The 16,054-nt window shown below is 41.4% G+C and carries 16 protein-coding genes; 3 read left to right on the top strand and 13 right to left on the bottom strand.

Going from position 1 to position 16,054, the window contains the following annotated elements:
- Nucleotides 1–151: 151 nt before the first annotated feature.
- The 3 genes from pstC (at nucleotide 152) to pstB (ending at nucleotide 2,941) form a co-directional block, all read left to right on the top strand.
- Nucleotides 152–1,102, top strand: a complete 951-nt coding sequence (gene pstC, locus H6G77_RS14730) for a phosphate ABC transporter permease subunit PstC (protein ID WP_190589755.1) — start codon at nucleotides 152–154, stop codon at nucleotides 1,100–1,102.
- Nucleotides 1,103–1,122: 20 nt separating this feature from the next.
- Nucleotides 1,123–2,004, top strand: coding sequence for a phosphate ABC transporter permease PstA (gene pstA / locus H6G77_RS14725; protein ID WP_190589756.1), 882 nt, complete (start codon nucleotides 1,123–1,125; stop codon nucleotides 2,002–2,004).
- A 130-nt stretch (nucleotides 2,005–2,134) separates the two neighbouring features.
- Entirely contained in the window at nucleotides 2,135–2,941 is an 807-nt protein-coding gene (pstB, locus tag H6G77_RS14720) for a phosphate ABC transporter ATP-binding protein PstB (RefSeq protein WP_190589757.1), read from the top strand.
- A gap of 166 nt (nucleotides 2,942–3,107) precedes the next feature.
- On the opposite strand, the gene H6G77_RS14715 is transcribed toward pstB, so the two are convergent.
- The 13 genes from H6G77_RS14715 to H6G77_RS14655 all read right to left on the bottom strand — a co-directional run bounded on the left by H6G77_RS14715 (nucleotide 3,108) and on the right by H6G77_RS14655 (nucleotide 15,961).
- On the bottom strand, nucleotides 3,108–5,714 hold the full coding sequence (locus tag H6G77_RS14715; RefSeq protein WP_190871928.1) for a bifunctional serine/threonine-protein kinase/ABC transporter substrate-binding protein: 2,607 nt from the start codon (nucleotides 5,712–5,714) through the stop codon (nucleotides 3,108–3,110).
- Nucleotides 5,715–6,052: 338 nt separating this feature from the next.
- Nucleotides 6,053–6,820, bottom strand: a complete 768-nt coding sequence (locus tag H6G77_RS14710; RefSeq protein ID WP_190589759.1) for a phycobilisome rod-core linker polypeptide — start codon at nucleotides 6,818–6,820, stop codon at nucleotides 6,053–6,055.
- Nucleotides 6,821–6,931: 111 nt separating this feature from the next.
- A complete protein-coding gene (locus H6G77_RS14705; protein ID WP_190589760.1) occupies nucleotides 6,932–7,645 on the bottom strand; it encodes a phycobilisome rod-core linker polypeptide in 714 nt (237 codons plus the stop codon).
- A 212-nt stretch (nucleotides 7,646–7,857) separates the two neighbouring features.
- Entirely contained in the window at nucleotides 7,858–8,601 is a 744-nt protein-coding gene (locus H6G77_RS14700) for a phycobilisome rod-core linker polypeptide (protein ID WP_190589761.1), read from the bottom strand.
- A 70-nt stretch (nucleotides 8,602–8,671) separates the two neighbouring features.
- Nucleotides 8,672–9,511, bottom strand: coding sequence for a phycobilisome rod-core linker polypeptide (locus tag H6G77_RS14695; RefSeq protein ID WP_190589762.1), 840 nt, complete (start codon nucleotides 9,509–9,511; stop codon nucleotides 8,672–8,674).
- 41 nt (nucleotides 9,512–9,552) lie between these two features.
- The gene (locus H6G77_RS14690) at nucleotides 9,553–10,152 is read right to left on the bottom strand and encodes a HEAT repeat domain-containing protein (RefSeq protein WP_190589763.1); all 600 of its coding nucleotides are present in this window, start codon (nucleotides 10,150–10,152) and stop codon (nucleotides 9,553–9,555) included.
- 73 nt (nucleotides 10,153–10,225) lie between these two features.
- Nucleotides 10,226–11,056: a HEAT repeat domain-containing protein gene (locus tag H6G77_RS14685; protein ID WP_190589764.1), complete on the bottom strand. Its 831-nt coding sequence runs from the start codon at nucleotides 11,054–11,056 to the stop codon at nucleotides 10,226–10,228.
- 10 nt (nucleotides 11,057–11,066) lie between these two features.
- On the bottom strand, nucleotides 11,067–11,309 hold the full coding sequence (locus H6G77_RS14680; RefSeq protein WP_062292420.1) for a phycobilisome linker polypeptide: 243 nt from the start codon (nucleotides 11,307–11,309) through the stop codon (nucleotides 11,067–11,069).
- A gap of 45 nt (nucleotides 11,310–11,354) precedes the next feature.
- The gene (locus tag H6G77_RS14675; protein ID WP_190589765.1) at nucleotides 11,355–12,215 is read right to left on the bottom strand and encodes a phycobilisome linker polypeptide; all 861 of its coding nucleotides are present in this window, start codon (nucleotides 12,213–12,215) and stop codon (nucleotides 11,355–11,357) included.
- Between the two features lie 229 nt (nucleotides 12,216–12,444).
- The gene (cpcA, locus tag H6G77_RS14670) at nucleotides 12,445–12,936 is read right to left on the bottom strand and encodes a phycocyanin subunit alpha (RefSeq protein WP_190589766.1); all 492 of its coding nucleotides are present in this window, start codon (nucleotides 12,934–12,936) and stop codon (nucleotides 12,445–12,447) included.
- Between the two features lie 79 nt (nucleotides 12,937–13,015).
- Nucleotides 13,016–13,537, bottom strand: a complete 522-nt coding sequence (locus H6G77_RS14665) for a phycocyanin subunit beta (protein ID WP_190589767.1) — start codon at nucleotides 13,535–13,537, stop codon at nucleotides 13,016–13,018.
- Nucleotides 13,538–14,101: 564 nt separating this feature from the next.
- Nucleotides 14,102–14,737 (bottom strand): HEAT repeat domain-containing protein, encoded by a 636-nt coding sequence (locus tag H6G77_RS14660; protein WP_190871927.1) that lies wholly within the window; start codon nucleotides 14,735–14,737, stop codon nucleotides 14,102–14,104.
- Nucleotides 14,738–15,187: 450 nt separating this feature from the next.
- A complete protein-coding gene (locus H6G77_RS14655; protein WP_190871926.1) occupies nucleotides 15,188–15,961 on the bottom strand; it encodes a HEAT repeat domain-containing protein in 774 nt (257 codons plus the stop codon).
- Nucleotides 15,962–16,054 lie beyond the last annotated feature (93 nt).

Raw genomic sequence — 16,054 nt, 5'->3', positions numbered from 1 at the left:
ATCGATAGTCAAAAATTGCTTGAATTAATATTAGAATCACAAATTTCTTTTATTAAGAATGACTTGTTGATGTCTCAAGTTCTCAAAGTCATGTCACTAAGCTGGTTTGCTCTCACATTTTTCTCTGATTTCATCTATAAAGTCAGTATTCATGGCTACAAATTCTCAAAATTTGTCATCAGCAATTAAAGAGCGTTCCGAACTCGGTAGGTCTTTAGACCGGAGTTTTATTTTACTGACTAGGGTGTTTGCCCTAGCGGTGGCAGCAACTTTATTATGGATTGCGATACAGGTTGCCATTGGTGCTTGGCCTGCCATTCAAAAGTTTGGTGTTGGCTTTTTAGCACAAAGCACTTGGAACCCCGTGAAGGATGAGTATGGAGTACTACCTCAAGTTTATGGAACTATAGTTAGTTCTTTGATTGGGTTACTCATTGCTGTACCCATTGGTGTTGGGACTGCGGTTTTATTGAGTGAAAATTTTCTGCCCTCCCAAGCTAGAGTTGTGCTGGTGTTCTTGGTAGAACTGCTGGCAGCAATTCCCAGCGTTGTTTATGGAGTCTGGGGAATTTTTGTCTTAATCCCAATTTTAAACAATGTCGGTAAATGGTTGAATGCTTACTTTGGTTGGCTACCACTGTTCAGCACTTCTCCTACAGGGCCGGGGATGTTGCCTGCGGGGATCATCTTGGCTATTATGACTTTGCCAATTATCACTGCAATTTCTAGAGATGCTTTGATTTCTGTTCCATCTACTTTACGTCAAGCATCTATCGGTTTGGGCGCAACAAGGTGGGAAACGATTTTTCAAGTTTTGATTCCTGCGGCTTTTTCGGGAATCGTGAGTGCTGTGATGTTAGCACTCGGTCGGGCGATGGGAGAGACAATGGCGGTGACGATGTTGATTGGTAACTCCAACAAAATTAGTGCATCGCTATTCGCACCAGCCAACACAATTTCTTCTTTGTTAGCCAATCAATTTGCAGAAGCCAGTGGTTTGCAAGTTGCAGCTTTAATGTACGCTGCTTTAGTTTTATTTGTCTTAACTTTGATTGTCAATATTTTGGCAGAGTTGATCGTTATTCGAGTCAAGCGAGTGTAGATTAGTTTTGGGTTAATTTTATGACTTCTCATTATCAAGAAAGAAGTTTAACTCGTAGTGCTATGTCTCCTCGGACGCTGTTCAATACAGTGATGACTGGGGTGGCAATTCTCTGCGGAGTTTTGGCATTAGTGCCTTTAATAGCAGTACTTTCTTACGTTTTAATTCGAGGATTTAGTAGTCTCAACCTCAGCATATTTACAGAACTGCCACCCGCACCTCTTCGTCCAGGTGGTGGTTTTGGGAATGCGATTGTGGGGACTTTGCTGATGGTGGGAATTGCAGCGTTAATCAGCATTCCTTTCGGTGTGATTGCAGCTATCTATCTAACTGAGTTTAGTTCTGGTATAATAGCTAGGTGGGTACGTTTTGCTACGAACGTCTTGAGTGGAGTACCTTCGATTATTGCCGGGGTATTCGCTTATGGAATTGTAGTTTTAACGTTAGTAAGGCTGAATTTAGGCTCATATTCAGCGATTGGCGGAGGATTTGCTTTGGCAATTTTGATGTTGCCAATTATTGTGAAAACAACTGATGAAGCTTTACAGCTAGTATCGCAGGATTTACGACAAGCATCTGTAGGTTTAGGTGCGACTAACTTTCAAACTGTTACACAGGTCGTATTGCCTGCTGCACTACCAGCTATTGTAACTGGATCAACGTTAGCGATCGCCAGGGCTGCTGGTGAAACAGCACCTTTGTTATTTACTGCTTTATTTTCTACCTTCTGGCCAAATAGCTTATTTAAACCCACTGCTTCTTTAGCTGTTTTGGTTTTTAACTTTGCCATTTCTCCGTTTAAAAATTGGCAGTCATTAGCTTGGGCTGCATCTTTAATCTTGGTGCTAATGGTTTTAATTACCAGTATTATTGCTCGCTGGGCAACTCGCCAAAAATCATAGTCCAAAAATGCGGAAGTCGGAAATCAAGAAGCCTGTTGATGATGGGTGCTTTATTGATACCAAAAAGCTCCGTCTAGTAACTGAATAGCAAAGTTGCATTGCCATCCCAAAAACTTACATTAGACCTTTTATGGCTACTAACATTAGTACAGCAAATAGCACAGATACCGTATTACGTACAGAAGAACTGAATGTTTATTACGGCAAGTACTTAGCATTAAAGAACATTTGGCTAGATATCCCCAGAAATAAGGTGACAGCCTTTATTGGCCCTTCTGGCTGTGGTAAAAGCACATTACTCAGATGCTATAACCGTCTCAACGACTTAATTGATTCATTTAGAGCCGAAGGAAAGGTTTTTTATTACGGTAAAAACTTATACGCACCTGATATTGACCCGGTAGAAGTGCGTCGCCGCATTGGGATGGTGTTTCAAAGACCAAACCCATTCCCCAAATCAATTTATGACAATATTGCTTTCGGAGCCAAAATTAATGGCTACAAAGGTAATATGGATGAATTAGTCGAACGGAGTTTGCGTCAAGCAGCTTTGTGGGATGAAGTTAAAGATAAACTCCGTCAAAGTGGTTCTTCTTTATCTGGTGGACAACAACAAAGATTGTGTATTGCCAGAGCGATCGCAGTTCAACCAGAAATCATCTTAATGGATGAACCATGCTCGGCGCTTGATCCGATCTCTACATTGCGGGTTGAAGAGCTAATTCATGAACTGAAAGAGCAATATACAATTGTGATTGTTACCCACAATATGCAGCAAGCGGCGCGGGTTTCTGATAAAACAGCCTTTTTCAATGTACGTCCTACAGAATCAGGCGGACGTATCGGTTATCTCGTAGAATATGACGCGACAGAAGTAATTTTCAATAATCCGAAGCAAGAAGATACCCGCGATTACGTTAGCGGTAGATTTGGTTAATTATTGTCACTCAATTTAATATTTTCCAAATCTAGAATTAGGTATGCAGTGCATATCTAATTTTATTTTTTTAGGACTACGCAAAAAACTTCTCAAACTCTCCTTTCTCCGCGTCCTATTTTTGTGTGAGAAGTATGAGCTACTCATACCTTACCAACGTCCCTTTTTATTTAATTACTTGAAACTCACCATCTTTAGGTGAAACCAAGATAACTAAGCCTTGAATGTTTTGCTCGTTAACTAGGCGATCGTGATTCTGATCAAACCTTACTTTGGTTTGAGCGCCTTCCACTACAAAATTAGGCTTACTGAGTTCTTCATATAAACGTTTACGGGTTAAATTATTCCCACTTCTCTTTAAACCTTCCACAAGTGCTTGAGTTGCATCATACGCCATTGCACTTGCATAGCTAATTTTTTTAGTTCCCCAAAGTTGCAGAGATTCTTTCTCTATTACAGATAAACTATTATTACTTCTATGCCAAGGAACAGCAACGACTAACTTACCGTAGGAAATTTCACTAATTTGTGAGCTATTAACATACGATGTATCTCCGCCTAAAATAATTACATCTCCGCTACTTCTCAGTATTCTCGCAATTTCCTGTTGTAATATATCATCACTTATCGTCAGAAGAATAAAGTCAGCATTACTTTGTTTAACAGCTTCTAAACATTGAGATATACTCTTAAATTGTTCTCCTGCTAAATCACATTGATTGACAATCTTTCCCTGCGTTCCAAAAGTTTTATTAAATCTTTGAATAAAAGTTTGACTAAAAGATTGACTATAAGGCTCTTTACTATTTAGAAAAATTGCTCCTCTATAACGTTTCTTTCTCAAAATATAATCGCTGAGAACTTCGGCTGTTTTATCATCATTTGGAGATGTCCGAAAAACAAACTCATTAATTTCAAACATTTCAGATTGATTAAACTTAGTTCCCCTAACAGCCGTACTAGTAGGGGAAATACTCACTAATCTCTCATCTCCATATATTTTATTACTGTAAACTTTTGCAGCCGATAAAGTAATCAAACTAGAGTTATGCCCGATAACGCCTAAAGTTTGTTTATCTTGTTCAACCATTTGTTTAGCAACTTTTTGCGCGGTATCTGTTCGATGTTCATCTTTACAAATTTGAACAAGTAACATTTTGCCATTTATTAGTTTATTTACTTGGGTATTAATGTTATTTTGAATAATGGCTACACCCCGTAAAATTTCTTTAGCCAGTCCATTGTCACTATCTATAGGCACACATACCGATATTTTAATAAAGTTATTGCTTTTAGCTGCCCTGGCATTATTTAAATAAATTCTAGCTTCAGGATCATTTTTATGATTAAGGTTATCTAGATATTTAGAAAAGCTAGAAATTGCTTGATCATAATCTTGATTTTGAAAAGCTGTTATGCCTTTTTGAAAATCTATATTATCTCCTAAACCTAGAGGTGAGCGTATCAACTGTCTTTCTCCACAACTAAAGCGCGAATCTTCAATACAAAGCATCTTAGTCTGTAAGGAAAAATATGCCCAAATACCTAATCCGATGATTCCACTACCAAAACACAATATAAGTAATTTTTTCCATAAATTTACTGACGGTAATAATGATTTTTGGGGCAAATTTATTAAAGTCTGTTCATGTTGAAGTAACTGTTGATTTGAATTAGTAAATGAGTTTTGCAGAACTGTTTGTAAAGAATTTCTCTGGATCAATAGTTGCTGATTTTGGTGAGGAAATGAATTTTGCGACGCTGTTTGTAAGGACTGTTTCTGAGTAAATACTGGTTTTGGTATTGAGGTTGAGGCCGATATTGTTTTATTGTCTAAAACTTCCATTACTTGACGCGCTGACTGAAACCGATAACTGATTCCAGGCGAGAGCATAGTATCTAAAATTGTTGCTAGTTGGTCGCTAATAGAAACATAATTTCTCCAATTCCATATATCTCCAAATCGCAAGTTTTCTGGATTTTTCCAAGTTAGTAAGCACACACAAGTTGCTGCAAGAGAATATAAATCTGAAGATGGAGAGACAGCTAAACCTGCTCGTTGTTCTGGCGAAGCATATCCAGGAGTTGATATGGCGATAGATTGTTCTGCGGGTACACCTGCGATCGCTTGTTTTACAGCCCCAAAATCTATAAGATAAGGTACTCTATTTTGTGTAAGAATGATATTTTCTGGTTTAATATCTCTATGGATTAAAATCACATTTGGTAGATTATGAATATAATCTAAAATCGGCAAAATTTGTTGCAAGAGATCGACAACTTCAGTTTCTGACCATTGTTCGTTTTTGATTTGTCGTAGATTACTACCAAGAATATAATCTTGTACCAAATAAAATAATATTTGATTTGCTTCTCCTACTGCTTCAGAGTCATCTGGATGTGGAGCAGAAATTTCAAAAAAATCCCATAATCTAGGTATTTGCGAATGGTTTAAATGGCGTAATGCTTGTGCTTCTCTTTTAAAAGAATTTTGAATGTATTGTAACTGTGCAGGTGTCCAAGGGAGATTAGATGTATTTGTTAATCGTAATTGCTTAATTAAACACTCATGTTCTAAATGAGAATCCCAGGCGCGAAAAGTTCGACCAAATCCTCCACTGCCGATTTGTTCTAAAGCTAAGTAGCGAGTCTTTAAAACAAGTCGCATTCCACAATTACTACAAAATTTCTGTTTACCTTTAGCGGAACGAAATTCATCAGGAATATCATTTTCTGGGGCGCGGCAGTTAGGATTTGTACAGTAAACTTTCATAGATTAGCTTAGAGGTAGAACAAAGTAATAAATTTCCACCTGTGTTGAATGTTAGTAATTTGACAATTTCCAGAACACACCAGAACAATCGAAACTACACTAGTTCCTTGCTGAGTAAACGATAAAAAACAGACCTAACCCCTCAATTGCAAACCTTGGGGACATGGTGCTAGACATTACGGTATAGCTATTATTGCATTTTTCGAGACAATACTATTCAAAGCTACTGGGTCTAGCTTCCACTCAATGCAACATCCAACTACATATCAGTTGTTGGTTATTACATCAACGCAAAAACTAGACCCAGTATAAAATTTTAGACTACTAAATTTTTAATCTTAGCGTCTGTTACCACCACGGTAAGGCACTGCGGCTAGATAATCAATATCAAAGGATGATATTCTTTGAGCATAGTTACCGCTAGGATTGATTGCTGCTGCCAAATCTGCATATTTGCGTGGGTCGCCTTCGGCCAGACGTTTTTCTTGGAACTTGCGGGTATAGAATTTTTCCAAGGTAAAGCGCCAGTCGGTTTGAACTGTACCTGCTTTTTCTTGGAAGTCTTCGCCGTAGCGAGGTGTCACCAAGTTGTGAGGACGGCCTGCCAAGCGTTTGCGTTGGTAGGGGACAGTGTTCTCACCAAAGGCTTGATTGTATTCTTCGCTGTCTAAAATAGCATCAACAAAGCCGCCAAAACCTTTGGTAGCAATGACAATTGACCAAGCGATTTCTTCTTCTTTGTTGTAAGAAGAACGACCTAATAAACGTTTGAGGGTGATGTCAACTAAACGGTAGTTATTGTTGACAGAAACAACCAAACGATAGAAGGCTTCAGATTTTGCTAAACCACGGATAAAGTCACGTACAGAAATCGCGCCAGTTTTCAGCTGAGATTCTAAAGTTACTTGGCGGTTGAACTTAAGAATTTCATGTTCGCTGAAAACTTGGCGGTAAGCTGCCCAAATGATGTTTTGGATATCAGTATAAGAACTGACATCTTCTATGCGATAGATATATGGTGTATTTTCGTTTTGGTCAGCAATACCAAAGCTTTTAACACGGTGGTTTTGACTGCTGGGTTTGTATTCAAGTAATGGCAATGCCATGCTGATTTCTTCCTCTTATTAAAAGATTACACAGAGATTTAGCTGGTGATTAATGAGGAGGTTTGATGACTCAAATCCTCACTCATGCTTTATCTATTGTCCCGCATTCGGTTAGAACCCAGTATGAATTCCTAGCCAATTTAGTACCAACAAGAAAGTTATTCCTGCGGACACTACAAGCAGTACACCTAATAGTGCAGCCCCATCAACATTTTGACTAGGTAGAGATGATAAGGAGCGATAACCGCCACCTTTCACAATACCTGCGCGTTCTCGATAGTCAGCACCATAGCGGGGAGTAAAGCTGAATGGTCGGTCTACAGTCATACGTTTGCGCTGATAAGGTACAGTGTAGTCACCAAAGGCTTCGGTATATTCTTCACTGTCAATCAAAGCATCCACAAATCCATGCCAACCACGAGTAGCAATTTGAATAGACCAAGCTATTTCTTCTTCACGATTGTAAGGAGAGCGACCTAACAACCGTTTTAAACACATTTCTACCAGCCGATAGTTATTATTGGGTGTGACTACTAGCTGATAAAATCGCTCTGATTTAGCCAAACCTCGGATAAAATCTTTAACCGTGATTGACCGATTTTTAAGTTGGGTTTCTAAGGCAATTTGGCGGTTAAATTTCAGAATTTCCTGCTCGTTGAAGACTTGGCGATAAGCTGCCCAAATGAGTCTTTCAATTTCGCTAGGAGAGTTGGCGATTTCTGTACGGTAGATATAAGGTGTATCTTCGTTGGTATCTGCCGCACCAAAACTACTAACTCTTTGATTTTGAGTTGTGGGTTTGTATTCAAGTAAAGGTAATGCCATACTAAAGACCGCCTTAAGAATAAAGTTGGCATCTTATAATTAGTCCGTTTTTACCATTTTGGATTTGAAACCCATGATTGTTCCAATTGGTATGAGTTACTTGCTCTTGATGATTTGGTAACTCGACGGAAAAACATTTAGAAGGTTATGAGTTAGCTTTTGCAGAGCTTATATCCTTCTTATACTTTTATCAAACCACTGAAAAACAGCCCTTAGCGCACGGGGAAGTTAGCACTGGAACTAATCGATACCGGGATACCTTGGGGTACGGTTTCTCTGGTGGTGTCGGGAATTTTGATGTTAGTGAGGTTAACTGGCGTGTAAGTAACTTGTCTGATGCTGAGGGAGTTAGCCAAAGCCAAGAAGTTTTTGATGTCTCCTTCTTTGTAGCGAGCATCTTCTAGCTTGTCGCGCCAGTAGTTACCGTAGCGGGGGGTAACTAGGTTGAAGGGTCTATCTTTATAGCGGCGGCGTTGGAAAGGAACGATGTTTTCGCCAAAGTTGGTGAGATATTCTTCTGAGTCAATTAAAGCGTCAACAAAACCATCCCAACCAGCTGTTGCTATTTTGATTGACCAAGCAATCTCTTCGTCTTTATTATAAGGCGCACGACCTAAAAAGCGTTTCAGGGCAATTTCTACTAAACGGTAGTTAGAATTTGTCTCGATGACTAAACCCCGAAAGGCTTCAGATTTGGCTAAACCGCGAATAAAGTCACGTACAGTAATGGCGCGATTTTTTACCTGAGACTCTAAATTGCCTTGGCGATGAAATTTTAAAATTTCATGTTCGCTAAATAATTGACGATAAGCTGCCCAAATTAATTCCTGAACATCGCCATCACTAGCACAGTTTTCGATGCGATAAGGTCTGGGGGTATTTTCGTTGGGGATTTCGTAACCTGGGACGCGCTGGTTTTGAGAGCTGGGTTTGTATTCTAGTAAAGGTATTGCCATAGTTTTAGGGTTTGTCCTTTGTCATTTGTCCTTTGTCATTTGTTAATACTGACTTTTGACGACTGACTACTCAGGTTGTCTTAGTGCCAGGAAGATAACGGTAAGGTAAGGCAACGGCTGTGGGTTTAACTGTTGGTTGGGGAGTACCACCTTCACGGCTGTTGTCGGGGATATTCATATCTCTAATTTGGGAGACAACGGTCGCGGTTATACGTTGATAATTACGTTCGTTGGTAATTATGTTCCCAGCCATTGCTAAGAAGTTGCTAGGAATTACGCGCCGAATTTCTTCTTTGCTGGCATAACCTGTGGTGCGGGCGCTGTAGAAGGAACGACCACCTAGGTAGTTGAGGGTTTGACGATCGCGCCAGTAACTGTTGTAGCGTGGATTAACTAAGTTAAAGGGTCTGTCTTTGAAGCGACGGCGTTGGTAAGGTACGATATCATCTCCAAAGTTCTGCTGATATTCGTCGCTGTCTAGCAATGCGTCAATAAACCCGTGTAAACCTTTGGTGGCAATGACAATTGACCAGGCAATTTCTTCATCTTTGTTATAGGCAGCCCGCCCCAAAAACCGCTTTAAGGTGATGTCTACTAAGCGGTAGTTGGAGTTAATATCTGCTACTTGGGTGCGGTAAACTTCAGATTTGCCCAAGCCGCGAATGAAATCCCGGATGTTAATTGCCCGATTCCGCAATTGAGATTCTAAGAAGGTTTGGCGATTGCTTTTGATAATGAGTTGTTCGCTGAAAATTTGCCGATAAGCTGCCCAGATAATCGCATCAATATCTTTATCGTCAACCGCAGCAGATAAGCGATAAATAGTTGGGGTATCTTCGTTGGGGACTTCGTAACCTTCTACCCGTTGGTTTTGGGAACTTGGTGAATATTCAAGTAGTGGTATTGACATATTTACTTTTACCTTGTTTTATGGTAAACAAATAGCTTTATTTAAAGATAAGCTAGTTGCACACGAGCGCGGACGGCTTTTTCGGTATCGGTTGTGAGCATTTCGTTGAGTCTGGCGAAAATAGGTTGTTGTAAATCGCTATTTTTTGCCAAGGCTTGTAAACCCACAACGGCAGCATAACGAATTGACCATTCAGAGTCTTGAGAAATAAATATAAGGGTTTCTAAGGCTCTTTTGGGTGCTGTATGGCTTTGGGGCAAATCTAGCTTATGCCAGTGCAAGTTTCCTAAACCTTTGGCAGCAGCGCGGCGGACACTAGGGGCAAAGTCTGTGGCAGCTGCACTAACTAATAACTCTAAAGCACGAGGGTCTGCGATCGCAGCTATTGTGCGAATCGAATAAGCCCGCGCGCCATAGTTATAGTCATCAATTTGAGATATTAGCTGCGGTACTGCCGCTTCTCCCATTTCTGTAAGGGCGGTGGCTGCTACTGCGGCGGCGGCTGGATTGTTATATCCAAACACAGCAATCAAAGTAGGAATTGCAGCTATATCTTTTTTGGCTGCCAAGTTCTGCACTGCTGTCACCATTTTTGCTGGTGTATCTGCTAAGGCGACGGCACGAATTAGTTCTTCAGTCATTGGTCGTTAGTCATTGGTCAATAGTCACTTGTCATCAGCTTTTGACCAAGGACAAATAACAAATGACAAGTGACTATAAAAGTGAATCCATCAAGTTCATTACCCGAATTGCGTCATCAGATACAGCAAGCTCCTCTAACTTGTCTGTTAATTGATGCTCTAGCAATCCTCTGAGGGCAATAAGTTTGAAGCTATTTTCGACCTGAGCTTGAGCGATCGCTTCTGCTGCTGCCAAATACCCAATTGCACCCAAATCCCCTAAGACAACACGGCGTAATTTCAGATCGCCTGTTGCCAACATTTTCACTAACCTTTCTCCGTAGATGGGGTTTTGTGTGAGTTGGTACATGGCTCTGGCGGCGGCACATTGTACTCGTGGTAATGGATGCTCTAGGAAAGGCTCTATGAGTGGAATTGCCTCAGTGGCGTGAATTGCTCCCAAGGCTTCTATGACTGCTTCATAGGGTTGTGTTAGATGAGGGAGTCCCGGTACTTGCACGGCCTCGGCTACACCCCCATCTAACATTTTGATCAGTGCTGATGTGGCAGTGCGATCGCGCAGCATTTCTAAAGACTGAGCAGCAGCTTCGCGCACATAAAAATCAGAACATTCAAGGCATTCAATTAAGCTTGGTACTGCTCTGGCATCACCTAACTTACCTAATGCCCTAGCTGCATTTCGGCGCAGAGGATAACCACCTAGCTCTGTTCTATCAGCTTCATCTTTTAATGCGGCAATCAAACCATCCACAGCATCTGCTCTGTTAACCCGGAACTTGCCCAGCCACCAAGCTGCATAATAGCGGAGACTCAAATCTGGTGATTGCAGGTTAGCGATCGCTATATCTGGTGTGAGCTGAGGCCCGTTCTCTGGGGCAAATTGCTCCCCACTGGGTTCTATCATTGCCAGGGGATTATTCCTCGTCAGCAGTTAATGGCTCAATCTTGACGATTTTGCCACCCAGACGGGTAATTCTTTGGTATTCTTCATTCATCCGGCTGTATGGCACGGTAATAAATACGCTACCGCTATTGCGAATGTTGTATTTATTCTTGTCAGTTTCGGAGTTTTGCCGCAAGCCTACAACTTCATAGCGAAACACACGACTAGCAGATGAAGAAACGCTACTAGCACCCAATGTGGTTTGACCGAACATTACTTCTCTATCTCCTGTTTGGTTTACAATCCCTGTAGCAGCAACTTAAGCTGGTGTAACGCTGGCTATTTTGCCGCCTTGCTTATGGATTTGCTGGATTTTCTCAGAAAGCCGTTCGTAAGGTACGATGAAAGCTGTGCTGCTTCTTCTTACGCTCGGATAGCCGGGATTGCGAAGTCCTGTAACTTCAATGCGGTAAACACGATCAGCTTGTCCGACAGCGTTGCCTAAGTTCCGCTTCGGCGCTAAATCTGCTGTTGCACGGAAACTCCAGTTACTATTGCTGCCGGAGGGGCCAATAATTGAAGATGATTGATTGCTCGCTAATTCCCGTGCTAACCGTGACTTCTTACCTTCTACTTGGGCGCGATCGCTATTTGCATAGCCTCTGTATAACCGGAAAATCCGGTTAAAACCTACTGTCTTCTGCCCAGGCTGAGTTTCAAAACCACGATAGTAAGGCACGATGTTATCGCCGAAGTTGTTTTGATACTCTACAGAATCAATGTAAGAGTCAATTTCTGCGTCGTAACCTTTGTTTTGGTACAAGTCGAGGTGATGAACAACTTCTGACTCGTCGTAAGGAGCGCGACCCAACAAATGCTTATAGTTGAGTTCGATCAAACGAGTTTGGAAACTGCTATAGAAAAACTTGGTTTTGTAGAGTTCTGATTTGGCAACGCTACGCACAAACTCCCGCACTGTCAGGTTTCCATCCCGCAGGAGTGATTCTGCGCTTACCAGACGTTCTGATGCCATGATGTAATCATTACCCAAGACTTGCCGATACACGGCATGAATCACGGCTTCGACTTCTGCTTTGCTGGCGTTGGGGCGCAGTTCAACTCGACGTGCTTCGCTGTATGGCTCTGTCCCTAGCCTAGATGCTGCTGCTGTAATTGCCATCTTTTATCCCCTTATTGATGTTCGGCGGTTTGCGCCGACTGCTTGCTCTAAAAAGCTTTTTGAATAAGAATTCAGGAGTCAGAAGTCAGAATAACTAGATTTAACCAACGCTGAATTCTGGATTCTGCATTCTTCTTTTCATCCCTACATAAAACTATGCCCGGAGCTTGATCCAACTGCTAGGTGATTACCATCCAGCACTTGTATCCCTCTCCGGGCAGAAAACTATCTAGCTGAGAGCGTTGATAGTATAGTCGATGTAGGTGTTAGCTTCGTTAGCAGCTTGACCAGACAAACCATGATTAGCTTTGATGTATTTCAGAGCTTCTACGTACCAGCTAGGAGACAACTCGAAGGAGCTGTTGATTTCAGCCAAACCAGCAATCAGGTATTCATCCAATGGGCCAGTACCACCAGCAACCAAGCTGTAGGTAATGATGCGGAGGTAGTGACCAACGTCACGAGCGCACTTGGATTTACCACGGCTATCAGCAGCAAAGTTAGGGCCAGGAGTGTTGGTGGTGTAGGGGAATTTTTGGTAAACAGCTTGGGTTGCACCATCGATCAAGCGTTGAGCGTTGGAGGTCAAACCACGAGCAGCTTCTAAGCTTGCAGCAGCACGTACATAACGACCGTTAACAGCTTGTAATTCAGTGTTGCCCAAAAAGCGTCCTTGGGTATCAGCAGCTGCGATAGCTTCGGTAATTGGTGTTTTAACCATCTTTTCAAATCTCCTTGGTATTTTTTAGTCTTTTTACCTGGTTGCCTAAATACTTGCGTATTGAGACTCTAGACTGCTATTAAGCAACAGCAGCAGCAGCGCGATCAAAGTAGCCAGCTACTTCGGAGATCAATGCACTGCAATCACCTTTGGTGATACCGTTGGGATCGTTAGCAATCCCAATAGCTGCATCTTTCATTTTTTGAACGCCAACAGCTACGGAAGAACCAGGAGTACCTAGGGCGCTGTAGGTTTCACGCAAGCCATTCAAGCAGCGATCATCCAGGACACTTGCATCACCAGCCAAAATAGCGTAGGTTACATAGCGCAAAATAATTTCCATGTCGCGCAAGCAAGCAGCCATGCGGCGGTTTGTATAAGCATTACCACCAGGAGCGATCAATTGGGGTTGTTCTTCAAACAAAGAACGAGCAGCGTTGGTAACGATAGAGGAAGCATTGCTGGTGATGCGGTTAACAACATCTAGGCGCTTGCTACCATCTTTAACAACAGCAGCTAGAGCATCCAATTGCTCGTTGCTCAAGAACTCGCCTCTAGAATCGGCTTGAGAAGTTACCTTGGTGAATACATCTAATGTCATGGACTCTAATCTCCTAATTCCTTAGTTGAGAGATGTCTCGATTAAAACTGGTAATGTTTTATCAATTTGGGATGGCATCTAACAGACCAAGTAACCATTTCTCGTTTTGCTGCTTCTCAAGTCCGCCTGTTGCTTCATGAGGAAAATTATGAGAACTAGGGTTTGTTTTATGAGAAACCAGCAAACTTTACGAATTGATTGCCTTGTTTATGTTCTGTCTGTTATTTACCCCTCCAGCTTATGTTTATACAACGCTATAGATCCTTTATTTGTTACAAATTGTGAATAAATAAGTTGCAGTCATAAGAACCACCTCAAATCCTTTACATACAAGGGCTGTAACTGAGAATATGCGCTTTTTTTTGTTACACAACTTTACATTTGATAATTTTTTCCGAAAATATTGCGTGTTTAATATTTTCTTAAGCTTCTTGGAACCCTTACAGAGCAAGATATTGCTGTTTTACACCAGTTTTTGCATCCGGAAGGTTATTGTGAAGAAACATAAAATAAATATTTCGCAACATTTTCGTGAGTGCTGGGTTTAGGGTCAAGAGACGGTTCTCATCGGTCATAGGTCATGGCTAATTTGTTTGTTTTCCCTGACTCCAAGGCTAAAGCTACGCGCGATCGCACCACAGAATCGGTTTCTTGCGCGATCGCAGTTTGTAAAGCCGCCTTTGCTGTTGGTGTGGATAATTCTTGTAAAGACACCGCCGCAGCATAACGCAGTCCCCAATCTTCAGGAGAAACCAAAGCCCAAATCAACTTTTCTTGTACACAACCAATCACTCCTGCATCTTGAGAATTGCTGGCAATTTTTCCTAACCCCCGTGCTGCAATTCGTCGCACATTACCTTGGCAATGATTGGCTACAGTTGTCCCCAAAACTTCCGCTAACAAATCCATCGCTTCATCTGAACCAATTTGAGCTAAGACTTGAATAATATAGGCTTGCAATCCCTGATCACGAGAAGTTTCATAAGCAGTAATTAAGGGTTTTACTGTGACATTTCCCAACTTAACTAAGGCCTCTACTGCTGCATTTTTCACCATTGGGTGATGATGACTTAAAGCTGTAATTACAGCATTGATAGAGTCGATTTCTGGAGTATCACTCACAGCTATAGCCCTAATTGCTGTAATTACTTCTTCTGGTGTTGCAGCTTGATTAATTTGGGAAATTAATTGCTCATTCATGCTTCTGCTCACTGATAAAAAATTGCATGGCAAAATAAAGTAAAAAGGTAAAAGTAAAAAAGAGCAAACGACTCCGGTTAGAAAAACGCTCAGGGTCAACTAGTGAGGAAAATCAGATTTGCCACTAATTGTAGACCACTGAATTTTCAACATGGCAGGACTTACGTAAGTGTCACAATTGGTGGTTGGTGCGTGACGCTATAAATCTGATGACTACTTTCAACTCTTCTCGTTGCGTCACACACCCTACAGAAAAAATATGCTATAGCCTTTCTCATTCTAGTGAAGTACAAACAAGAATAATTAACCGCAGATGGACGCAGATAAATTTGTACCTCAGCAGACTAGCAAAGGCTATAGTTGCGTCAGTCCTATATGAATTTCCCTTTTTACTTTTGCCTTTTTACTTTTTACTTGTGATACTAATTTCAAAAAAATGTATTTTGACTTTTAAAGTTGAATTAGTAAATTATCTATCGCTTGAAAAATTAAGAAAGCTGTCTCTTCGGCATAACTATGACTTTCTAGAAATGCTTCTAAAATGCGCTTTAAGTTTAATAACTTCAAACTATTAGGAACCTGGGCTTTTAAGATAGCCTGGATAGCTTGTTGATGACCAACTGCGCCTAAGTCAAAAACAGCCGCCCAACGTAAATACATATTGTCGTGGTTGAGGTTTTTGACGATACGTTCAATGTATTCGGGTTGTTGCGTTAACAGATACATATATCGCGCCGCCGCACATTGAACTCGTTCTGAAGGATGTTGCAAAAAATCTTCGATTTGCGGACGTGCAGACCAAACTTGGAGTGTTGCTAATGCTTCAATCAAGGCTTCATAAGGTTGTTCTTGACTGGTTGCTAACAGATGTAACAAAGGAGTCACAGCCCTTTTATCACCAATAGCAGCTAAAGCGGCGATCGCGGCTTCCCTTAAACGCAAATCCTCATCGCACTCTAACGCTTTTACTAACGCTGGTACAGCTTGGGGATTTTTCAATTGTCCTAATGCGCGGGCGGCTTGACGGCGTAGCGGATAACCCCCACCGGGAATGCGATAACGTTCATCAAATAAAGCCTCGCATAACGCCACACAGCCAGCTTGGACTTGATGTTTACCCAACCACCAAGCAGCGTAATAACGAATTTGATTATCCTCACTCGATAATGCCGCGATCGCACTTTCTGGTGAAAGAATTGGTTCAGCAGAGTTAGTAATAGTCATAGTGAAAAGGGTGTAAGGGATTAAGGGTGTAGGGGTGTAGGAATTTTTTTACACCCTTATACCCCTACACCCTCACACCCCATCAAAAAGAGA

Source organism: Aulosira sp. FACHB-615 (assembly GCF_014698045.1).
Taxonomy (GTDB): domain Bacteria; phylum Cyanobacteriota; class Cyanobacteriia; order Cyanobacteriales; family Nostocaceae; genus Nostoc_B.
The sequence above is the reverse complement of the archived record's forward strand: the minus strand, read 5'-3'. Positions and strand labels throughout refer to the sequence as shown.